This window comes from Gluconobacter sphaericus NBRC 12467 (genome assembly GCF_006539125.1).
GTDB classification, from domain to species: domain Bacteria; phylum Pseudomonadota; class Alphaproteobacteria; order Acetobacterales; family Acetobacteraceae; genus Gluconobacter; species Gluconobacter sphaericus.
Genome location: NZ_BJMK01000018.1, coordinates 15,573 through 36,797, shown reverse-complemented (window position 1 = coordinate 36,797; position 21,225 = coordinate 15,573). Strand labels below are relative to the sequence as shown.

At 58.2% G+C, this 21,225-nt stretch carries 17 protein-coding genes, 1 tRNA gene and 1 riboswitch; of the genes, 5 read left to right on the top strand and 13 right to left on the bottom strand.

The features are described from left to right. Window positions 1–19: 19 nt before the first annotated feature. Both GSP01_RS10515 and GSP01_RS10510 read right to left on the bottom strand, forming a co-directional pair. Window positions 20–856: an alpha/beta fold hydrolase gene (locus tag GSP01_RS10515; protein ID WP_141353340.1), complete on the bottom strand. Its 837-nt coding sequence runs from the start codon at window positions 854–856 to the stop codon at window positions 20–22. Window positions 857–937: 81 nt separating this feature from the next. Continuing rightward, window positions 938–1,690: an SDR family NAD(P)-dependent oxidoreductase gene (locus tag GSP01_RS10510; protein ID WP_141353338.1), complete on the bottom strand. Its 753-nt coding sequence runs from the start codon at window positions 1,688–1,690 to the stop codon at window positions 938–940. A 113-nt stretch (window positions 1,691–1,803) separates the two neighbouring features. On the opposite strand from GSP01_RS10510, the gene GSP01_RS10505 reads away from it, so the two are divergent. Next, window positions 1,804–2,697 carry a LysR family transcriptional regulator gene (locus GSP01_RS10505; protein ID WP_141353336.1) on the top strand — a complete coding sequence of 298 codons (894 nt, stop codon included), beginning with the start codon at window positions 1,804–1,806 and terminating at the stop codon, window positions 2,695–2,697. Between the two features lie 220 nt (window positions 2,698–2,917). On the opposite strand, the gene GSP01_RS10500 is transcribed toward GSP01_RS10505, so the two are convergent. From GSP01_RS10500 to GSP01_RS10475, 6 genes are all read right to left on the bottom strand, one after another. Next, window positions 2,918–3,808: a helix-turn-helix domain-containing protein gene (locus tag GSP01_RS10500; RefSeq protein ID WP_141353334.1), complete on the bottom strand. Its 891-nt coding sequence runs from the start codon at window positions 3,806–3,808 to the stop codon at window positions 2,918–2,920. A 212-nt stretch (window positions 3,809–4,020) separates the two neighbouring features. Beyond that, a complete protein-coding gene (locus tag GSP01_RS10495; RefSeq protein ID WP_141353332.1) occupies window positions 4,021–7,440 on the bottom strand; it encodes an ATP-binding protein in 3,420 nt (1,139 codons plus the stop codon). Next, on the bottom strand, window positions 7,440–8,678 hold the full coding sequence (locus GSP01_RS10490; RefSeq protein WP_141353330.1) for a metallophosphoesterase family protein: 1,239 nt from the start codon (window positions 8,676–8,678) through the stop codon (window positions 7,440–7,442). Before GSP01_RS10490 ends, GSP01_RS10495 begins: the two co-directional genes overlap by 1 nt. Before the next feature lie 40 nt (window positions 8,679–8,718). Continuing rightward, the gene (locus GSP01_RS10485) at window positions 8,719–9,222 is read right to left on the bottom strand and encodes a DUF892 family protein (protein WP_141353328.1); all 504 of its coding nucleotides are present in this window, start codon (window positions 9,220–9,222) and stop codon (window positions 8,719–8,721) included. Between the two features lie 168 nt (window positions 9,223–9,390). Next, a complete protein-coding gene (locus GSP01_RS10480; protein ID WP_141353326.1) occupies window positions 9,391–11,901 on the bottom strand; it encodes a TonB-dependent receptor in 2,511 nt (836 codons plus the stop codon). A 225-nt stretch (window positions 11,902–12,126) separates the two neighbouring features. After that, a complete protein-coding gene (locus tag GSP01_RS10475) occupies window positions 12,127–12,894 on the bottom strand; it encodes a sulfotransferase family protein (protein ID WP_141353324.1) in 768 nt (255 codons plus the stop codon). A 159-nt stretch (window positions 12,895–13,053) separates the two neighbouring features. Continuing rightward, a riboswitch (cobalamin riboswitch) is annotated at window positions 13,054–13,262 on the top strand. Window positions 13,263–13,369: 107 nt separating this feature from the next. On the opposite strand from GSP01_RS10475, the gene GSP01_RS10470 reads away from it, so the two are divergent. Genes GSP01_RS10470 through GSP01_RS10455 form a run of 4 tightly spaced genes read left to right on the top strand, consistent with a single transcriptional unit; the run spans window position 13,370 to window position 17,993 of the window. After that, the gene (locus tag GSP01_RS10470) at window positions 13,370–15,367 is read left to right on the top strand and encodes a TonB-dependent receptor plug domain-containing protein (protein ID WP_228123910.1); all 1,998 of its coding nucleotides are present in this window, start codon (window positions 13,370–13,372) and stop codon (window positions 15,365–15,367) included. After that, window positions 15,357–16,229 (top strand): ABC transporter substrate-binding protein, encoded by an 873-nt coding sequence (locus tag GSP01_RS10465; RefSeq protein WP_141353322.1) that lies wholly within the window; start codon window positions 15,357–15,359, stop codon window positions 16,227–16,229. The genes GSP01_RS10470 and GSP01_RS10465 overlap by 11 nt, the downstream gene beginning before the upstream one ends. Further along, window positions 16,226–17,212 (top strand): FecCD family ABC transporter permease, encoded by a 987-nt coding sequence (locus tag GSP01_RS10460; RefSeq protein WP_141353320.1) that lies wholly within the window; start codon window positions 16,226–16,228, stop codon window positions 17,210–17,212. The genes GSP01_RS10465 and GSP01_RS10460 overlap by 4 nt, the downstream gene beginning before the upstream one ends. 10 nt (window positions 17,213–17,222) lie before the next feature. Beyond that, window positions 17,223–17,993, top strand: a complete 771-nt coding sequence (locus GSP01_RS10455; RefSeq protein WP_141353318.1) for an ABC transporter ATP-binding protein — start codon at window positions 17,223–17,225, stop codon at window positions 17,991–17,993. Here GSP01_RS10455 and GSP01_RS10450 read toward each other — a convergent pair. From GSP01_RS10450 to GSP01_RS10430, 5 genes are all read right to left on the bottom strand, one after another. Beyond that, the gene (locus tag GSP01_RS10450; RefSeq protein WP_141353316.1) at window positions 17,918–18,940 is read right to left on the bottom strand and encodes a bile acid:sodium symporter family protein; all 1,023 of its coding nucleotides are present in this window, start codon (window positions 18,938–18,940) and stop codon (window positions 17,918–17,920) included. The two genes, GSP01_RS10455 and GSP01_RS10450, sit on opposite strands and share 76 nt — an antisense overlap. A gap of 672 nt (window positions 18,941–19,612) precedes the next feature. Further along, window positions 19,613–20,002 (bottom strand): DUF1269 domain-containing protein, encoded by a 390-nt coding sequence (locus GSP01_RS10445; RefSeq protein WP_228123911.1) that lies wholly within the window; start codon window positions 20,000–20,002, stop codon window positions 19,613–19,615. A gap of 116 nt (window positions 20,003–20,118) precedes the next feature. Continuing rightward, complete coding sequence (locus GSP01_RS10440; protein WP_141353356.1) at window positions 20,119–20,580, bottom strand: hypothetical protein; 462 nt, start codon at window positions 20,578–20,580, stop codon at window positions 20,119–20,121. Between the two features lie 134 nt (window positions 20,581–20,714). Next, complete coding sequence (locus GSP01_RS15445; RefSeq protein WP_373320060.1) at window positions 20,715–20,993, bottom strand: energy transducer TonB; 279 nt, start codon at window positions 20,991–20,993, stop codon at window positions 20,715–20,717. Window positions 20,994–21,111: 118 nt separating this feature from the next. Next, window positions 21,112–21,187: transfer RNA gene (locus GSP01_RS10430), tRNA-Phe, on the bottom strand. Window positions 21,188–21,225: the final 38 nt, after the last annotated feature.

The following is a 21,225-nucleotide window of genomic DNA, read 5'->3' as shown; positions in this document are numbered from 1 at the left end:
CCGTGGCTGCTGATGGATGTCAGCTTGCAGCAAACGCAAGGAGATCCACGTTGAGTGCCTCCGCATTGACCGTCAGCATTCCGTGCGAGAAGCCGGGATAGGTTTTAAGGGTGCTATTGGCGAGTAACTCAACAGACTTGAGTGCTGAATCAGCGATGGGCACGATCTGGTCGTCTTCTCCATGCAGCACGAGTGTTGGTATCGTGATGCTTTTCAGGTCTTCGGTCTGGTCTGTTTCGGAAAATGCCTTAATGCCCTCGTAGTGCGCTTTGGCGCTCCCCATCATGCCCTGACGCCACCAGTTTTGAATGACGCCCTCTTGCGAGCTGTTACCCTCGCGATTGAACCCATAGAACGGACCGGTTGGCACATCGCGGAAGAACTGTGCCCGGTTGGCTGCGAGGGCAGCGCGGAAACCATCGAACACCTCAAGCGGCAGACCCTCGGGATTTGCTTCTGTGCGCAGCATCAGGGGCGGGACAGCGCTGACCAGAACGGCTTTGGCGGCGCGTCCGGACGGCTGACCGTGTTTGGCCACATAACGTGCGACTTCGCCGCCACCAGTGGAATGACCGATATGTACGACGTTTCGGAGGTCCAGTTTTTCGACCACGGCGAACGCATCTGATGCGTAGTGGTCCATGTCATGCCCCGCCGAAACCTGCTCAGAGCGCCCGTGGCCGCGGCGGTCATGGGCCACAACGCGGAATCCATTCTGTAAAAAGAAGAGCATCTGGGCATCCCAGTCGTCGGAAGAGAGGGGCCAGCCATGATGGAACATGATGGGACGGGCGTCTTTCGGTCCCCAGTCCTTGTAGAAGATCTCGACATCATCCTTGGTGGTAACGAACGACATGATTATTTCTCCAAAATTCAGATGGTGACAGTTGTCTCGGGGCTACCCCGGAACACGTCCGGGAGGCAGTTTTGATGGCGTTCAGATCTGTTTCTGACCACCGTCAACGTAAAGTTCGATCCCATTGATGAAACTAGCCTCGTCAGACGCCAGAAACAGAACCGAGCGGGCGATTTCTTCCGGCTGGGCCACGCGACCTGAGGGGATCAGGCCAGAGAGATAGGTTTTGGTTTCTTTGGCCTGTTCGCCGCCGCCAAAAAGCTGATTCAAACCTGCCGTATCGGTCACACCCGGACTAACTGCATTGACGCGAATATGTCGGTCCTTGAGGTCAAGCATCCAGTTTCGCGCAAAGCTGCGTACAGCTGCCTTCGTTGCAGAATACACGCTGAGAGCCGGGGTGCCCGCGGCGCTGACATTCGAAGCATTCAGCACGATCGAGGCCCCGTCGCGCAGCAGGGGAAGCGCCTTCTGTACAGTAAAGAGCACGCCTTTGACGTTATTGTCGAAAGTGGACTGATAGTGTTCTTCGGAAATGGCACCAAGTGGTGCAAATTCCCCGCCACCGGCATTGGCGAAGACAACATCGATCTGGCTATGTGTTTGCTGAACGGTATCATATAGACGGTCGATATCTTCTAGACGGCCCATATCACCGCGTACACCCGTTACTTTGCCACCGATGCGAGTGACAGCGGCGTCGAGCGCTTCCTGTCGTCTTCCGGTGATGAAAACGAATGCGCCTTCATCGGCGAAAGCTTTGGCGGTAGCCAGACCAATGCCACTTGTACCGCCGGTTACAATCACGACCTTGCCATCAAATCCGTAAGTCATTGTTCTGTTCCTTATTTTCAGCGCTCCGTTTGCGCCGTCAGGAAAGAGATGCCATTGGAACGATCATCGCTGTAGATGGCAATACTGACACACAGCGTTCAGAAAGAGGAACGATGAAACGTCGAGATCTCAATGATTATGCGTATTTCGTAGCAGTCGTCGCGCATGGCGGCTTTTCGGCTGCTTCGCGTGTGCTGCATGAGCCGAAGTCAAAACTCAGCCGCCGCATTACCGATCTGGAAAGCCGGCTCGGTATACGTCTGATCGAGCGGTCCAGTAGACGCTTCCGCGTCACGGACCTCGGTCGGATATTTTATGAGCGCTGCCGTACTATGCTGGATGAGGCAGAAGCTGCAGAGGCAATCATCAGCGCGGCCCAGGCTGAGCCAGCGGGCGTCGTTCGGTTCAGTTGTCCGACTGGCATGGTTGCTGTGATCGGTCACTTGATGACAGGCTTTCTGGATCGCTACCCCAAGGTGCGGTTGCAACTTTTGGCGGTAGATCGGGCAGTGGATCTGATAGAGGAGCGCATCGACCTCGCATTACGGGTTCGCCTGGCTCTCACCTCGGATGCAGCTTTGACAATGCGTACTCTCGGGCGCTCCACACGTGTTTTAGTCGCACATCCGCGTGTAGCTGCAAGCATCAGAAACCTGCAGGATCTGAAGAGTGCATCGCTCTTAACAACAAGCGACGAGGCAACAGACTGCATCTGGCCTTTAATAAATCACCACGGCGAGACTCACGAAATACGCCGAATGCCTCGGTTTGGTTCGCAGGATATGGGCATAGTGCGGGATGCGGCGATTGCAGGGCTGGGTGTTGCGTGGCTTCCGGATCATTTCGTTCGGGAGCCACTGGAGAAGGGTCTGGTAGTGCAGGTCCTTCCGGAATGGAGAGGAGCAGAAGGAATCGTCCATCTCGTATTTACAACGCGGCGTGGGCTGCCATCAGCGGTACGTGCGTTCATCGATTACCTCGCCGCTGGATTTCCGAAGCGCCTATAAGTGCTGCGCTCTGGCGGCAGAGACGCCCGTTTCTAGATAATGGTGTGAATCGTGACGGTTTCGACTACCTAGGTGACTGCTACCCTGAGGGTTCGAAAACCCTTCGCAAGCACTTTCAGTGTACGACCATACCAAGGGCTTGTGAGTCTGAATTAACTGGGCAAGAGGGTTTTTCGAATCCTCCAAGTCGTTCTGCTGGACCTGGTCGTAGGCCAGTCTACTACCCGCCTCGTCCGTGCCATCCTGACGATCCAGTCTGTTCCAAACGCCCCAGCCGCAAGGCGGAACGCTGCCGGATTTCCCGCGGGGACGCCCCGAATTTCTGCCGGAAACGCCGGGAGAAATGCGCGGCATTGCGGAAACCATGGTTCAGCGCGATCTGCGCGATCGACAGTGTATCATGTGCTGGGTTCGTCAGATCCGCATGGATCCGCTCAAGCCGCCTGTTAAGGATCCAGCCCGCGACCGCCCCGTCCTTGCCATCGAAAAGCTGATAGAGCGCACGGGTGGAAATCCCCGACGCCTCCGCAATACTCTGCGGCGTCAGATCATGCTCGTGTAAACGTGTCTCTATATAGTGTCGGATATGCTTCTGCCGATGCCGGCGCCGCCCGGCGACACTGACTTCCAGTTGCAGGCAGTCCAGAATTGTCGTGATGAGTAGATCCGTAACATGCTGCATGAGGCGCTGGCGTGTCTGCGAAATCGTGCCTTCCAGCATACCAGCCTCAAGCATGGACCCCGCGGACAACAGGAATGCCCCCGGCCCTTTCTCCATATTGAAAGACAGGGGCGGCAGCGCCGCAAGCATCGGAAGATACCGCAGCAACGCACTGCGCGTAACGCTCAGCAGAAAGACATCTGCCGTCGGTTCGATCTGCGGCGGCGTGGCCAGTGTCGAGAACTGGTGCTGATCCAGATAAAGCTTGCCCGTGGAATGCCGTGACAGCACAAGAACCGCCCGTTCCTGCTCCAGAACCTCCGCGATACCCTCAGACAGAGCCGTGCTGAGACGAGCGACGATCGGGTCCATTCCACGGGGAGGTGCCGCAAGGGTTGCGAGCGGTATGATGCGCTGTGCATTCAGGCTACCGCGTGGGCTTTCAGTCACGACTGCGCTCCGTGAAGGAAAGTGGGAATGCCTCTAAACACCATTTTTAATAGTAAGACCAGTCAAAACACCCATGTCAGGATGGCTATATTGAAGATCAGCTCAAAGGAAAATAGACAGTCTGTATTTCATAATATTTCGTCACTCAGTGCCATTGAAAAAGAAGGAAAGAATTAAAATATCATAAAATAAATATTTTTTCATTAATATAATTATAGTTCTATAAAAGAACAAATTTCTTTCGATTGATTTAAAATATATCTATGATGGGTAAAAAACAGAACCTGCGTTTTTTCCGAAATCTCAGCCAAAATTTTCAGACCCGCATCCGTGCGCTCTTCATCAAACGTCACGAACAAGTCATCCGCAAGGAAAGGTAGACGGATTCCCCGCTCCAAAGCCTGTTCGACGGATGCCAGTCGCAGCGCCAGATAAAGCTGGTCGCGCGTGCCCTCGCTCATGGCGTAAACTGGAACAAGCGCCGTATTTCCCGGTCGGCATCCTGCCAGAACCAGCCCGTCCGAGCCGTCTTCTTCCGTCGCAAGCCCGACATAACGCCCAAGTGTCAGTCGGGAAAACAGCGCCCCCGCACGCGTCAGCAACGGCCCGTGCGCTTGCTGGCGCCCCTGTTCCACCAGTCGTGACAGCATCAATTGCTGGAGCCTGAGTGAGACATAGCGGCTGGCCCGCTCGGCAATCTCCGCTTCTGTCTCTTGGATTTCCTCGGCCGTCTCATGAACGCCTCGCGCATTTTCCAGCCCCGCCAGAACTGCGCGCGCATTGAACAGCCGCTCATCCACTTCCGATCTGCGGGCGTTCAGCGCCGTTGTTTCTGCCTCGATGGCTTCGAATTCCTGCTCGAGTTGTGCCGGGTCCGTTTCACGGGCTTCTTCCAGAAGAATATCGAGTGGACGGCCATTGCCCGCCTGAAGGATCTGATCCCGCAATCCCTCACGCGTCTCACAAAGCCCGGCGCGCTCGCAGGCTCGTGACAAAGCGCGGCGCAAATCATCATTCGGCCCCAGACCCAGCGTTGATCGCACAGGCACCAACTCCGCCATCAGCGATGCAATCTTCAGATCCTTCTGCGCAATCTCGGCCTCAAGGGCCGCATGTGCCTGCACAGTCGCCAGCCGCTTTTGCTCGAGACCCAGCTTCTGCGTCAGGAAGGTCTCAAGTTCCACCGCAGAGCCCTGCCCGTGACGCTGAAGGAACACCCGCAGTTCATCGTGGAAAGCCGCAATATCGCGGGCCTCGGCCACCTGTTCCTTCTGCTCGCTGTCCATCCGGCTCTGGATCGTTCGCGCCTCACGCACATCCAGCAGATCCGTGCGGTCCGGCCGGCCCGGGTAATGACACGCCTGACAGGCCAGCGCCCAGTCTTCGTCCCACTGCGCCAGACTGCGCTCCAGTGCGACCAACGCAGCCCGGTCTTTCGCCACGGCCTCCAGTAAGCGGCGCTGCTCCGCGATCCGGGTCTCGTTCTGGCGGGCTTCGGCCTCGTCACGCTCCAGAACGGACGCGGCCTGCCGGATCTGAGCCGCCAGCCGGTCGGACGGAGATGCGGGCACGAAAACCTGCAGCCGGCGACACATATCCGCCCGCGTTTCTGTCGCGGCCTGCAACTGCGAGCGTGTGACCTGCAACTGCTCTTCAGCTTCAAGAGCCTCCTGACGCCGCGTAATCCAGACCTGAAGCGGGGCAGGCGGCAAGACCGGCGCACCCAAGGTTTCCAGAAGAGCCGACCATGCGGCATCCCGTCGATCCAACTCTGCCTCTGCATGAGCCGTCCGACGCCGGGCCTCTGCGGTCCTCAGCACCAGATCCTCGACCTGCCGTGAAAGCGCCGCAAGCTGGGCGGACTGCTCGGCATGGTCATGGCGCCGGTCCGCCAGACCATCCGCATTCTGGACCAGAACCCCAAACGCCTCCCGTATTGCCGAAGGCGGAATGTCTCCGGACTGGCAATGACGGTCCATCTCCTGCCACAGCCGGTCGCGTTCTTGTCGCGCCGCGGAAAGCTGCTCGCGTGACACCGCCTGTCCGCTTTCCTCAAGTCGCCGACGCTGCTGCTCCAGACGCGCGTGTTCCGTCTCCGTCGCCTGCGCGTCGTCGCACGCGGCCCGCCGCTGCTCGTCCAGCGCTGTCCGGAGCCGTAATTCCTCTTCGAGGACCGCCATGTCCGGCAACGCAAGCGCCGTCAGTTCGGCCTTCGGATTTGCACCTGTCGTACGCCACGGCAACAACGCTCCATAAGCCGCTGCCGTGACATTTTCGTGCCGTGCAACCTCATCCGAAAGGCTGTCGATCAGCTCATCCAGCTTACCAAGGCTACGCGCCTCATCCAGTTCCAGCCGAAACAGGCGCAGACGCTCCCCATCGGCTTTTTCATCCGTATCTGGAACGGATCTCGGACGAAGCGCACCGAGCGCCTGCTCCGTCTCCCGAAGCCGCGCGCCCAGGTCCTGCGCCTGCGTCTGCAGCAGCGCGCGCGCCTGAAGTCGCTGGTCCAGATCGTCCAGTTCCGACAATTCTGGCAGCGCGCCCGCCTCACAGCCATGCCGCGCCCTGAACTGCTCAAGCCAGATCCCGTCCCGCGTCAGCCGTGCCTGACGGTCTCCCACCGCCGCTTCAAGACGCGCGACAAGCACAGCCCGTCCCAGCAGCGCCCGGATGGCGTCCTGCTCTGCAAGAACAGGATGTGGCTCCCCATAGTCCCGCACCTGCCCGGATAATGTCTCAAGTTTCTGGCGCGTGATCGAAAGCGCCTCTTCGTCCCGATGCAGGGTTTCAAGGGTTTTCTCGATCCGCGCGCAATCCTGAGCCGTCAGATCCCAATGCGGAAAAGTAGCGATCTCCGCTTCGGTCTCCATCAGTTTCTGAATAGGAACAGATGTCGCTTTCAGCCGGGAGTTGGTCCTGCGACGCACCCCGAGCGCCTGAGCTTGCTTTTCACAGGCTGTCCGTTCTGATTCAGAAACTGATACTGCCTTGTTCGCAATCGAAAGTTGCCGCGCTGTCGTCGTGTCCTGACGCAGGGTCTGCTGCAAATCTTTCAGTTTCTGCTTTGCCTGCTGCAAGGCCGAGCGTGCCCGCCCGGATTTCCATTCCGAATTCACTTCTTCCTGAAGCGTCGTCGCCAGTTTCCCGATGCCTTCAAGACCCAGACCAGCCGCCAGAATCTGAAGCCCTGCATCATCCTTCAGACGACGCATCTCCTCGCCGCCTTCGCGCAGCCGCGCATGATCCAGCGCCCAGGCCGCCTCGAACCCTTTTGCGTCCAGCCCACCAAGCCAGCTCCGCAATGTCAATGTCAGATCATCGAGAGCAGTCTTATCATCGGTCGCAAAAAGCGTCTGATTCCGCCCCCGACGCCGCAGGCCCTCAAAAACCGTTCCGTCCTGCTCCAGACACGCCCCGACCCGCAGCAGCGACGCGGCCGTCATCCAGTCACCCCTCGCAACATGATGCGGAAACCCGAACAGGAAATCCCGGATCGCACAAAGCGTCGTCGATTTTCCGGCTTCGTTGGGCCCGTAAATGACATGCAGATCCCGCGCACCTTTTGGAAAGGTCAGCGTTGCATCCTGAAACCCACCATAGCGCAGAAGATCGAGACGTTCGAAACGCATTATTCCGTCTCCCCCACAAGCCGCGCCCGCAAGGCCGCCCGGGCCTGCTCAAGAGGAAACTGCCCCTCCGGCATCAGACTGTCGCGTTCAACGCAGGACGGCAGAACCGAGAAAAATCCTTCAAACGCCTCGGGCAGGGACGCCAGAAACTCGTCGTCCTGCCTCAGCCCTTCAAGTGCCAGATCCAGCTCTCGCGTCTCCGCCACGCCCGTCCGGTGCGCAGGCGCGGAAGTCTCGTTACGGATTTTCTCCAGCGCAATCTGGGCTGTGCCCTGCGCCATCGACACTGCTATGCCCCGCAGATCCTCTTTCCATGCCTGCGACGCACATAACCGGTCATGCAGAACGCTCCGTCCCGTCAACACGATCCGCGCAATGACCGTCCGCCCCCCGGCCTCGGACAGTGCGCCTTCCATCGCCTGACGCGCCGTGCCCAGAACCGCATCCATAGTCTGGATATCGCTGACATCGAGCTCCAGCCGGGCCCAGCGCACAACATCACATTCCACGAATTCAACAGACCGGACGATCCCGTCCTCAACCGTAACCAGTTCACAGCCACAGGCTCCGGTCTCGCGCGCATGGCGCCCCTGAAGCACGCCGGGAAACACAATCCACGGATGCTCGCAGACAATCTCGCGCGCATGAACATGCCCCAGCGCCCAGTAATCATACCCCTTGGCCGAGAGGGTCTCGACAGAGCAGGGCGCATAGGTTTCGTGCTCCCCATATCCTGAGAGCGACGTATGCAGCACACCGATATTAAAACACCCCGCCACTGGCGCGGGATAGGCACGCGTCATGTCCTGCGTGACATGCCGGTCCCGGAAACTCTGCCCATGGAGTCCCACGCCCAGTTCGGGCCAGTGCAGCGTCTGGGGTGCATCATAGGAGAAATGATCGATCCCGTCCGGAAGCGGCAGTTCGCGCGCAATGACCGACTGGGCATCATGATTGCCCGAAAGCGTCACGACCCGGATGCCAGCCTGAACCAGCCGGCTCAGTGCCCGGACCATGTAAAGCCCGGTCCCCACATCCTGCCAGGATCCGTCATACAGATCCCCCGCCAGCACGAGGAAATCGACCTTTTCCGTCAGCGCTGTCTCGACAAGCCGGTCCAGCGCGCGCCGCGTGGAGCCCCGGATTTCCGCCTCGGGAAGCCCCTCGTAACGGCTCAGTCCCCGCAGGGGGCTGTCGAGGTGGATGTCAGCAGCGTGAAGAAAGCGGAATGAGGACATACCCGAAGTTTACGCCCTCACGGATGTCTTGCAAGCTGCCTCAGCCTGCCGCCAGATACTGCGCCACGATTTCTGGCGTCAGTCCTTCGAGCGCCCCGGCCGCCGCTATTTCCTCATCCTTCAGGCAGTCCAGAGCCGCTGCGTCCTGCGCAAAACCAAGCTGCTGTGCCAGCACAATTAGAACCTGAAGTGATGCGATCTGATGCGCGCGATATCCGCTCGCCGCCAGCACGTTCTTCAGAACGTCATGCTCCTCACCCCCATGCAGAAGCCCCGAGACGGTGCTGAGAATGGACGAGACGGTTTCATGAGGAACTGGGGCAGGGTGTCCGTGTCGGGACAGAAGGATCGTGACCTCCCGCGCATGGCTCCGACCCATCGCCAGATCCTGCTCCATCCGCCGACATAGCCCCGGATACCGCTCACATACAGGCAACTCGGAAAGCGCGGTCTCGATGGCCTTGGATTCAATGGACAGATGATCCCTAAGAGCCCTCAGATAGATATCCAGAGCTGACCTGTCCGTCGTTTTCGTTCTGCCCACCGTGGATCCTTATGTGTCTCTGGTGTGTCGCGAGTGTGGGTTTAAATGGCCCTATTGTCCAATAGAGCGCAAGAGTGCAGCGCTTCGTTTTGGAATACCTTAACGGTCATGAAAAAACCCATGCCGGAGACCGGCATGGGGCATTCAGGGTTAACAAGATTTGAAGGATCAGAAACCAGCGCTGATGGAACCGGTTGCAGCGAACGGTGCCGCGATCATGTAAGTCGGAGCTGTTCCTTTGACGGTGGTTCCGAAGATACCGCGCTGTGTTTGTGCGTTGGTCTGAACGCCGGTCGGAAAACCGAGGTAATGGTTGTTGGTGATGTTGGTCAGGTTGAATTTGATGTTCGGTGCTTGCAGGAAGCCCAGGTTTTTGAAGCGATAGCCGACCGAGATATTCATTTTAACGTAACCTGGAATGTGCTGGTCGTCCATGAATGTCGAATACTGCTTGGCAACGTACTTCAGGCTGTAAGCGCCAAAGATATTACCGTCGTCATAGTCGAGGTTGAAGCCAACTTGGTATTTGGGGGTCTCAGGAGCAAATTTTCCAGCGGTATGCAGGTAGTCGCTTGATGCACCGCTACCAGCACGCAGGTTACTGGTGGTCCGGGCGTCAACGTACTCGAAGGATGCATAGGGCCGTAGGTGATAGAAAATCGGACGTGTTCCGATTTCGGCATCCACACCGTTCGTGCTCTGACCACCGGCATTGATGTTGGTCGTGGCGTAGTTGGTGCACGATGAGTTCAGACATTCGGTCTGAGAGAACAGACGGTTTGTGAAGTTGTAGTGGAAGTACGTGATTGAGGCCATGACCGTTGGGCCTGTGTAACGCCAGCCGGCTTCTTCCGAAATGGAAATTTCAGGCTGTTGGTTTGCATTGGCCTGCGTGCTGTATCCGCCGTTTTTATAATATGTACCCGCGTCATAGAGCGAGTAGTTCATCGGGATACGGAAGTTTGTCGCACCAGACACGAAGACCTGCATTTCCGGATTGATCTGATAGCGGATCGATGCTGTCGGCAGCGGTTGGTAGAATGTTTTGTCGATGTAAGGACCTGTTGACGTATTGGGCAGCATATTGTGACCGTCACGTGTGACGATTGCATATTTCAACCCTGCGTCGATGGTCAGCTTGTTGTGCAGCAGCGACAGGCTGTCACCAATAAACATGACGTGGGTGCGGGTCTGCGTCAGACTGGCGCGGTACTGATAGGTCGTGCCGTCATTGAAGATGAAGTTCGAACCACTGCCCCAGATGTTCCAAGGTGTACCGTTGGATGCGATGCCCGTTGCAGGCGCTGTCTGGATTTGCTTGGCGTATTCGAACCAGTATCCGACCATCAGGCGGTTAACGCCGGTTGTCAGTGTTAGCTTCGTGACGGCACCCGGGCGATAGGTCGTGGTGAGCGAGGGTTCATACATCAGTGTGCTGCTGGAGGGCTTTTTGCCGTTCAGTGTGCCAGTCATGCTCGTGGCACCCCAGCTTGTTGGTGTCGTGTAAGCCCCGCCGCCGCTGCCGTCACCGTACCAGAAATAAGGCGTTTCCGTGAGAACAAGGTGATCTGTCAACTTAAAGGTTGAGGGAGCACTGGCATAGATATTGGTGAACGGGTTCTGGTGAAGTTTATAGTAATTACTATTATTTTCTTTATATGTACCGTTATAAACGGTATTATTTATTGTAGCATTGCTTGTGTTTTTAAAAGTGGTTCCATTCGGGCGAGTACAGGTGGAACCAGCATAACACGATGCAACGTAACCCGTTTTTTCGCCAAAACCATACGCATTCCACGATGGAAGATTTACGCTTGGCGACAGGTAGTTATAGAGTCGGTTTCCGACGATCGCGAGCGACACGCGGTTGCCATCACCCCAGTCATTCACGAACTTCGCTTCAGCATGCAGCTTGCGGTTCGTGGCCATGGAATGGATAGCGTCTTCTGTCGCGTAGGAGCCAGAAAAATAGGCGCGCAGATTGGTCTGGCCGATCTTGCCGGTATCCAGACGCAGGAAGCCGCGCGTGTAGTCGTATGAGCCGTAGGAGACGTCGAATGCGCCGCCCTTCTTCATCTTAGGGTCGATCATGTACATGTCGACCACACCGCCGGTGGCGCTCAGATGCGGGCTGTCGAGGTCTGCGGAGCCCTGTGCAAGGCTGATCTTACGCAGGTTTTCGGAATCTACAATTTCCTGAGAATATACCGCGAAGTTTCCAATATCATTGAGCGGGAAGCCTTCAAGCGTGAAACCCATCTGTGACTGGTCGAGGCCACGGGCGCTCATGTGACTTCCCGTCAGACCCGCCGGATCGGAGGATGTAACGTTCGCACCTGGAAGCAGCGCGATAAGTTGCATCGGGTCCTGACCGGGGGCCTGTTTTTCGATGTAGTCGCGGGAGATGGCAGAAACGGATTTCGCCGCATCCTGTTTTTGCATCAGACCACCACCAACATCGCGGCGTGTTACGCCATCGAAATAGGAATGGTGACCGCTGACAGAGATATGTTCGTCTGTTGGAGCCGTGTTGCCCATCATGGACGGGGCGGCGGCGGCAGCGACTTTGGTATGGCTCTTCTTGGCAGAAGGAGCCGTGTTGTTTGCGGGTGCGGCAAAGGCCGATACCGTACCGAACGCAAACAGGGCCGAAGTCGAAAGCAGGCGAACAAGGCGCATCGTATTTTCGGTCTTTCTCGGTCAGGGGAACTTTCAGCCGAGAAAAAGCATGAGTGATGGCCTTATTTCAATCGGATGTGGGCTGACATGATATGACATACACAGGGCATGGTAATTTAGCCACATTCCACTATCGCAATGGCAAAAAAATGGCAGGAAACCTGCCATTGATTGTGACATTTGGAAGACATGTCCCGTTTTTCTGGGAAGGATCGTTTTAAAGTATTATCCAGCTGGGCGCAGCGCTTCGTCTGCGCTGTAGAGCTGTCGAATCCTTTTTGCTTGCGCGGCCGTGGGAACGACATCGTGGGTGTTGCCGTTCAAATGGGGAATCGTTTTGCCTTTCAGGACAGGTACCAAATCGGGCAGGGACGCAATCCGATCCATCGAAAACAGCTGATCGACGCTCAGCTGGCCATTACGGTCGCAAACATACAAAGCCTGCGGACGAAAAACATGGTCCATCTCGTAAACGCTCGGACAGGATTCCACATGTTCGAGAGCATGGTCCAGCGTGTGGAACGAGCGGTAGAGTGCGTTGACGGAAGGATGGATTTTCACCCGTGACGTGCCGCCACGACGGGCAAAGGCCCATGCGGAAACGAAACGCTTTACGGGATCACGCCAGATCGCGAAGCTGGGAAGGGTCCGGCACAGATCGGGGGCGACATGCTGATAATAGCGCCAGGTCTCATGCATCATGATCCCTCCATACAGCAGGTCACAGATCGACGTGCCGCCATTCTTGGGAACATGGATGAATAGCGCCCCGGCTTCGCGGATGCGTTCGATCCGCTGAAGGCGTTTGCGGCCCAGCGGCAGCCGCAGTCTCAGATCCGCGGCGCGTGCATGTACGTCGTTATACTGCCGGACCCGGAAAGTGCTGCATAACAGACGTTGGGGAAGACCGGGCCCTTCTCCTTTCATGCCATCGCATCCTGCCGGAAGGTCGCGTTCGTGGTGAACCGTCTGGGCAGCAGAGGGGGTCGTCATGATCGCGTCCTGATCCTGTATCCGATGGCGGGAACACTGACGTCTAGGGACATTCGAGGCAAAGACCGGATTGCAACGGAATGAAAGCGATGTTGCAGAGTTGTGCGGTATCAAATCAGCGATGAATGGATGTTTGTGTTTGACTTGTGCTGCCCGGGGCGCTTCATGACATCTGACGGTGCCCGGTCTGCCGGGTGAAAAGGGAACGCAGTGCAAAACTGCGGCTGCCCCCGCAACTGTAAGCACTGACTGTCGCTCCGTAACGAGTGGACAGTACGGCTTCAGGAGAGAACCCACTGGCCCGGTGCCGGGAAGGGGCCTGAGACCAAAGCGCGAGCCAGGAGACCTGCCGTCAGCATAAGTTGTCCGAAGGACGGTCCGGGCGGGGTGCATCGGAACGCTGGATCAGACCCTGTCACTGCGGGGCTGCCTCCTTCTTGAGGGCGACGCAGAACGACGAGACATTACTATCGCCATGCCCCGTATTTCCTGCCTTCTTTTCGCGACGAGCATGCTTGCCGCCGTTCCCGCGCTGGCGTCCGTCCCGGCCCAGGAGCCAACACCGCCGCAGAAGCCCAAGACACCCCCGACCGTTTCCCGGACGACAGCCACCAGAGCCCCGCAGACCACTCCTGACACCGTAACCGCCACCATTCCTGAGACCGTCACCGTAACGGCCAACCGCATGCCGCAGGACATCAGCAAAGTCGGTTCTCAGGTTACGGTTGTGACCCAGCGTGACATTGAACTGCTCCAGAGGCGCGACCTCGCAGACCTTCTGTCGCGTGAACCGGGCCTGAACATGGTGCGTACGGGCGGTCCTGGCGGTACAGGGTCGATCTTCATGCGCGGCACCAACGCCAATGAAGTGAAGGTGCGGCTGGACGGCATGGACATTAACGATCCGTCCACGCCGGCTGGGGCATTTGATACAGCGCAGTTTCTTACTGATGGGCTGGCCCGCGTGGAAATCCTGCGTGGCCCGCAGAGCGGCCTATACGGTGCGGATGCGATGGGAGGCGTCATCGACATGACGACCAAACAGGGGCAGGGACCGTTGCACGGCTTCGTCCGTCTCGAAGGCGGCAGCTATTCAACGAAGAACCAGACGGCCGGGTTCTCGGGATCGCTGCACCGTTTCCACTACATGGTCGAAGTCTCGCACAATCATGTCGGCGACTATCAGGCCGTACCAAAAGCCATTCGCGCGCAGGTTCACGACCATGACGTTGCGTCCAACCGTAACGACAACCGCACAGCCAATGTGCGGCTCGGCTACGACGTGACGGACAATTTCGATCTCGGCTTCACGGCCCATCTCACGCAGGCGGATTACGAATACGTCGCTGACGATTACAGTTCCTACCCGACGCTGCCCTCAGCCCAGCAGAATGAAAGCGATCTCAAACAAGCAATTCTGCGCGGAACGGCTCATCTGAAATCCTTCAAGGGTGTGTTCGAGCAGACGCTCGGCGTCGGGTACGTCACCTATCGTCGCCATGACATCACGGCTGGAGAATCAGACATCGCGTCCAACCGTGGCGATCGTCTGAAGGTGGACTGGCAGGGCCTGACCCATCTTGGTCATAATGGCTCCTTCCTCGTGGGATATGACTATATCCGCGAGCGGATCATGACCCCGGTCGTAGCTCAGACCACAACGAATGCCGCCTGGGGTCAGCTTGAAGGTCATTGGCACGATATTCTCTTCGGTTCAGCCAATATCCGTTACGACAACAATTCCCGTTACGGTAATTACGTGACCTGGCGTGTCGCCCCGGCGGTGAAGATTCCTGGTACCGGTCTGACGCTAAAAGCCAGCGGTGGTTCAGGCTTCCATGGTCCGTCGCTGAACCAGCTTTTCGTCAGCTATCCCGCCTATTACTCCCTTGCCAATCCGAACCTGCGAGCCGAGCGTCTTCTGGGCTTCGACGCTGGGTTCGAGGAGCGTCTTCTGGGCGGTAAGCTGACGTTTGGTGCTGACTATTATGGCAACCATGTCCGCAATCTCATCAACTATGCACTGTCGGGCTACAACTACACCTATATCAATGTCGCCCGTGCGCAGACGCATGGTGTGGAAGCCTTTATTGATTACCGTATCATCAAGAGCGTGGATCTGCGCGGCACCTATACCTGGACGGACGCCACGGATCGCAGCACGGGTGCGGCCCTCGTGCGTCGTCCCCGCCACAAGGCCACGGCCAGTGTGATCTGGACGCCGACCAAGCGCCTGAGCATTACGCCAAGCCTGCTGTATGTTAGTGGCTGGCATGACCTCGACCGGTATACGTCCATGAGCACGATCGGGCATGATTATGTGACGGTGAACATTGCCGCGGAATACAAGCTGGCCAATTTTGTCACCCTGTTCGCGCGTGGCGACAATCTGGGGAACCGGTATTATGAAAATCCGGTCGGCTATCTCCAGCCGGGTCGTTCCTTTTACGGCGGTGTGACGTTTGGCCTCTAAGGCGTTCCTTCACGTCCTTTCAACCCCGGCGGCAGTTTTGCTGCTGTGGGGCCTGATGGCGGGTGCGCTTACCGGATCTGCTAGCGCTGTTCCGGCGCGCACCCGCGTCGTTTCGCTGAACCTGTGTACCGACGAACTGCTGCTTGAACTGGCGGAACCGGCCCATATTCTCGGTCTCAGTCCATTGTCCACGGATTGCGCGGAATCCGTACGCTGTGAGGCTGCCAGAGCTTACTCCGTCCAACGTCCTGACGGCGAGAATCTTGTTGCCACCCATCCTGACGTCGTTCTGGACGGGACATGGCACCGTCCGACCGTTCCGCTCGTGACCGATGTGCTACATGTCCCCTTCGTGCAGCTTCCCTCCATTGCATCTCTAGCGGATATTCCCACCCAGATCCGCACAGTCGCCCACGCCATCGGCGAAGATGCACGCGGCGAGGACATGATCCGTGCGTTTGGTAAGCGTCTGGAAAGTCTCCATCCTGTTCATCCGGAGCAGATCCTGACGGCTACGGTCATCGGCGCGAACCTTGCCGGAGAAGAGGGCGGCTTGATTACCGATTTGCTGAAACGCGCGGGCTTCCGCATGTCTGCGTCCGAGCGACCAGATGGCACCATCGCGCTGGAAACGCTGATTGCCCATCCGCCGGATCTTTTGGTGACGGGCATGATTTCGGAAGGCGTCTCTTTAGCGGAAGATGCCGTTCATCATCCTGCCCTGCGGGACCGCTTCACGGGCATGCATCTGTTAGCCCTTCCCGGTCGGCTGACCATGTGCGGCACGCCTGATACTCTCGATGCGCTGACCGCCCTGATCGCCGCGCATGACCGTCTGACCGGCGCGGAGTCTACACCATGAGCCGTTATGCCCTGACCGTTGCCATTCTTACCACGCTGGTTCTGGCTCTCGCCATTTTGTCATTGGCCGCAGGTCCGGCGGGGATCGGCGTCACTCAGGGCCTGTCCGACATGCTGCATGGCCGCGCGACGATCGCCGCGACCATCATCGGCCAGATCCGCCTGCCGCGTATGATCCTCGCTTTGCTGATCGGCGCAACGCTGGGTCTGTCGGGGGCGGCGCTTCAGGGACTGGTCCGTAATCCACTCGCTGATCCGGGCGTGCTGGGTATTTCGGGCTGTGGTGCTCTTGGGGCGGTATTAGTCTTCTATACTGGCGTCTCGGCAGTCTGGGCGCCCGCACTCCCGCTGGCGGCGTTGTCCGGCGCTGGGCTCGCGACACTCCTGCTTCTGGTCCTCACGCGCGGCGGTACGCTGGTTCTGGTACTCGCCGGTGCGGCGCTGGGCTCCATGAGTGCCGCGCTTCTGGCTTTGACGCTCAATCTCGTGCCAAGCCCTTATGCGTCTTATGAAATCATGCACTGGCTCATGGGCTCCCTGTCGCGTGCCAGCCAGCAGGATGTTCTGATTGCGATGCCTGGTCTGCTGATCGGCTCCGCGCTGCTTTTCAGCACGGGGCGGTCGCTGGATGCCCTGACCCTTGGTGAAGATGTTGCCCAGACGATGGGCTTCTCCCTGCGGGTCGTGCAGTGGCGCGTCGTGATCGGAACAGCGCTTGCGGTCGGCAGCGGGGTTGCCGTTGCGGGCGGGATCGGGTTTGTCGGGCTCGTCATGCCGCATCTCCTGCGCCCGCTCGCCGGAGCGCGCCCGTCACGTCTGCTGTTGCCCTCTGCCCTTGGTGGCGCGGCGCTCCTGCTGGCGGCTGACCTGTTTGTACGCCTGCCCGTCAGCGGGGCCGAACTGCAACTCGGTGTCGTCACGTCGCTGATCGGAACACCGGTCTTTTTCTGGCAGGTCTGGCGCCTGCGCGGCCGGCCGGTATGAGGAGTGCGTCATGATCCTCCAGACAGACACGATCAGCCTGACCCTTCAGGGCAACAGACTTCTCAACGATATTGCACTCGAGGTGCGTCCCGGCGAAGTCCTCGGCCTGATCGGCCCTAACGGTGCGGGCAAGAGTACGCTCCTGCGCGTTATGGCCGGTCTGCTTCGCCCCGATACGGGCTGTGTTTTTCTGGATGGACGGGACCTGTTCACCATGCCGCCCGAAGAGCGCGGTCGCCATCTGGCCTATCTCCCGCAGGAAGCCCCGGCCTCAATCGGAATGAGCGTGCGGGACGTCGTGGCCCTCGGTCGTCTGCCCCATCGCCGTACGGCTTCAGCGCAACAGGACGCCGCCGCCGTGCGACAGGCGCTCGACGCGGTCGGGATGAGCGCCTTCGCCGACCGTTCTTCCGCCCGTCTGTCAGGCGGCGAACGCGCCCGCATTCTGCTCGCGCGTGCGCTTGCCGTTCAGGCTCCTGTGATGCTGGCGGACGAACCCGTCGCGGCTCTTGATCCCGCGCAGGCCTTGACAGTTATGAACCTTTTTGGCCAGTACGCCGCACAGGGCCAGGCCGTCGCTGTGGTTCTGCACGATCTGGCGCTCGCGGCCCGCTTCTGCACTCGCATCGCGGTCCTTTCGGAGGGGTGTCTTGTCGGTATCGGGACGCCCGCCGAAGTGCTGACGGATGCGTTGTTTGCCGAAGTCTATGGTGTGGCAGTGCGACGCTGCGGTGAGGTCGCCGTGCCCTGGTCGCTGGTTGCGAGCACGCGACGACCATAACGCCGGGCCAGCAGCGTACAGGTGAAGAGCTGGATCTGGTGGTAGATCATCAGGGGCAGCACGATGATGCCGACCGACGCCGCCGGAAAAATGACGCTCGCCATAGGCACGCCTGACGCCAGTGATTTTTTCGAGCCACAGAACTGGAGCGTGATCTTGTTTTCCGTCGTCTGTTCCAGACCGTCGCCCATCAGATGGGACAGCACAAGAACCAGCGCTAGCATGAGACTGTCGAGTAGCGCGACTTGCAGTAGATGCGCGCCCGAAACCCGGTGCCAGATCCCTTCGACCACGGCCGAACTGAACGCCGTATAGACCACCACGATGATAGACCCACGATCGGTGAATGAGATCAGGATTTTGTGCCTGCGTACGATCGGCCCGACCCATTTTTGTAGGATCTGCCCCAGCGCAAACGGCAACAGCAACTCCTTGCTTACGTCGAGAATGGACTCCAGCGGCGAATGTCCCGCGCCCACATGCCCGAGCACTAGTCCCGTCAGTAGCGGTGTGAGCGCGATACCTGCGATGTTGGAAACCGTTGCCGCGCAGATCGCCGCCGGAACATTGCCCTTCGCGATGGAGGTCAGCGCGATGGAAGACTGCACGGTGGATGGCAGGCAGCACAGGAACAGAATGCCCGACCACAGATCCTCACCGAACAGGGCATCCGGAAAGACTGCCCGAAACAGCAGATGCAGCCCGATCCCCAGCAACGGAAACAGCGCGAACGTGCAGAGCAGCACGCTCCCCTGAAGTTTCCAATCCTTCACGCTGTCCACGATGGCATGACGTTCGAGCTTTGCGCCCTGAAAGAAGAACATGAACGTGATGAGGATCGTCACAACATGCTGGAGGATATGCTCCATCTGCCCACGGCAGGGCAGAAAAGAGGCCAGTGCAATGGCGGCGATAAGAGACAGGAGAAAGGGGTCGAGACGCTTCATGCCGCACTATGTCCGTATCCGGGCCGGACATGCAACGTCCTGTCCCCAGGCTCATGCCCTCTCTCTTAAAATAAAGCGTCCCATGTATCCTGTCCGCCATGACAGACCATAAGGACCTTTCCGTCTCGGGCCGCTGCCACGTCCTGACATCCCTTCTTGCCACCGGAACCATCGGCAGCAGCCTACGTCTGACGGAAAGTGTCAGGGCGGTGTAAAGGTTGTCCTCCCCACAGGCACCGCCATCGAACTTCTCCTGACCGCCACCATCGGTGAGAGCAACAACCCGCAGCCGAGCGGCGAACAGGGACGCGTGGGACGCTTCGTGATCGTGTTTCCCACCTAGAGGGAAAATCTCTGTTTATCGGTTTTCGATGCTTTCCAGCTCTGGCTCAAGCGCGGTTTCTCACGGCCGTTCTTCACAGAGCGCTTCTCCACGCCACTGATTTCCAACAGCCGCCACTCTTTTCTGCGTATGACACAGAACGCCTGCGCACTGGGAATCTTCTTCAATCCGCTGACGGCGCTGGGCCATCGTGACGACATCCTGCAAGGAAATGTTTCGTCACGATGGCCCGCATTAGGGGCTCAGCTCACGACCGTAACGGTCTCAGTCGCTCGTGATCCTGTTCTTCAGATTGTGAAGGCTGGTCGCAACCTGTTTCTGCCACTAGTTCAGACGGTCGTGCCATTCGGTCGAATGCTGCTCCACAAGGAGGCGCTTGGCCTCTGCTGCTGCGCCAGGAGGCTCCTGCGGATCATCGCATCCTCAGCCGACAGGCTCGATCCCACGAGCGCACCCATGGACGCCCCGAGAAGTACGCCCAGCGGCCCTAGAAGAAGCCCAACAAGTGAGCCCAGAAGCGTTCCGTTCAGAACCTGCTCGCCTGAAGATCCGTTGGTCCAGTTGTCATGGATGATGATGTTTCCGTTCGTGCCGCGCTCAACGACAGCTTCACTGATGACAACCAGTTTCTGGTCCTCAGCGCATTCCCGAAGTTCGGAAAACGCTTGGAACGCCTTGCTCTGCTCGGTGAAGGAGAGAACAATAATGTTGGTATCCATGATCTGTCATGCTCCGATCCCCCGTAAAAATTCGGAAGAAACGGGCACGCGGGGGAAGTGTCTGGCCTGTAACCGCATCCTTATTTGAAATAAGGATGCGCTAGGAGGGTACAAAATTACTTGCTCAACGTAAAGGTCAGACCCTGCGCACCTGCTGCCAGACGTGCGCCTTGCGTTGCGGTCTCGATCTTGATTCGCACGCCATTGCTGTTGGAAAGGATCGCACCACCCAGACCTTTGTCGAGCGTTGCCTCACCGGCAAGTGCGCCATAGCTGCCGTCGAAATCATGCAGATGCTTGAGGTTATAGACGGGACCCTCGGCCTTCAGGGTGGAGTAACCAACGGCTGCAATGTTCCCGCCGCTGACCTTGAAGTGATAGGTGTGATGGCCATAGGTCAGGGTGCCGTCGCCCCAGGTGTAACCGATGCCGACATCTGCCGAATGAGCAGAGAGTGTGATGTGTCCCACCGGGGTTCCGAGCGTATCTTCAGCGCGGACGGCGGGGGCTGCGACAAGACCTGCTCCGAAAAGGACGGTTGCAAGGGCGACGCCACGGCGGCTGATATTGAAAGACATCATGAAACCTTCTGTCTGTTTTCGTAGTCACTGCGTGCGGGTCAGAACCCGTGTTGTTCTGACGCTTGAGAAAACAACGCCCCCGACCACGGTTCGGATGCATACGAAGGGAAAATTCATGTTCCGGCTATCAGTCAGCGGTCCGGTGGGATGAGGAAATTGAAGTGCATCCTGTAGTGTGGGCTGACGGGATGATCTCTTCTTATTGCAGAGAAATAGGGTGCCTGAACCACATAGTCGCGTGCGGCCTGATTCAGCTCCGCGTAATGCCCTTCCCGGACCAGGCAGTCGCGAGAGCGGCCTTGTGTATCGAGCGTACAGGCCACCGTGGTGTGATCTTTGATATGCTGGTCGATTATGCTCTGAAGATAACGGGGATTTCGAGATAGGGCGCGGTTGAGTTGGGCGGCGATGGCCTGCCCGGCTTCATCATGGAAGATCTGGCTGTCAGAACATCAGAGGGAATCGTGCCTTTATGGAGACAACCATTCGCGTGAAGTGCTGATCAGAAAATAATTTTTATGGAGAAAATGGTGCCCAAGGGCGGAATCGAACCACCGACACTGCGATTTTCAGTCGCATGCTCTACCAACTGAGCTACTTGGGCACCGAAGCCACAGGGCGGACCCTGCTGCGGAATGGGGT

Coding starts and splice junctions, on each gene's coding strand:
- GSP01_RS10515 (WP_141353340.1), bottom strand. CDS start 856: ATGTCGTTCGTTACCACCAAGGATGATGTCGAGATCTTCTACAAGGAC.
- GSP01_RS10510 (WP_141353338.1), bottom strand. CDS start 1,690: ATGACTTACGGATTTGATGGCAAGGTCGTGATTGTAACCGGCGGTACA.
- GSP01_RS10505 (WP_141353336.1), top strand. CDS start 1,804: ATGAAACGTCGAGATCTCAATGATTATGCGTATTTCGTAGCAGTCGTC.
- GSP01_RS10495 (WP_141353332.1), bottom strand. CDS start 7,440: ATGCGTTTCGAACGTCTCGATCTTCTGCGCTATGGTGGGTTTCAGGAT.
- GSP01_RS10490 (WP_141353330.1), bottom strand. CDS start 8,678: ATGTCCTCATTCCGCTTTCTTCACGCTGCTGACATCCACCTCGACAGC.
- GSP01_RS10480 (WP_141353326.1), bottom strand. CDS start 11,901: ATGCGCCTTGTTCGCCTGCTTTCGACTTCGGCCCTGTTTGCGTTCGGT.
- GSP01_RS10475 (WP_141353324.1), bottom strand. CDS start 12,894: ATGACGACCCCCTCTGCTGCCCAGACGGTTCACCACGAACGCGACCTT.
- GSP01_RS10470 (WP_228123910.1), top strand. CDS start 13,370: ATGCCCCGTATTTCCTGCCTTCTTTTCGCGACGAGCATGCTTGCCGCC.
- GSP01_RS10460 (WP_141353320.1), top strand. CDS start 16,226: ATGAGCCGTTATGCCCTGACCGTTGCCATTCTTACCACGCTGGTTCTG.
- GSP01_RS10455 (WP_141353318.1), top strand. CDS start 17,223: ATGATCCTCCAGACAGACACGATCAGCCTGACCCTTCAGGGCAACAGA.
- GSP01_RS10450 (WP_141353316.1), bottom strand. CDS start 18,940: ATGAAGCGTCTCGACCCCTTTCTCCTGTCTCTTATCGCCGCCATTGCA.
- GSP01_RS10445 (WP_228123911.1), bottom strand. CDS start 20,002: ATGGATACCAACATTATTGTTCTCTCCTTCACCGAGCAGAGCAAGGCG.
- GSP01_RS10440 (WP_141353356.1), bottom strand. CDS start 20,580: ATGTCTTTCAATATCAGCCGCCGTGGCGTCGCCCTTGCAACCGTCCTT.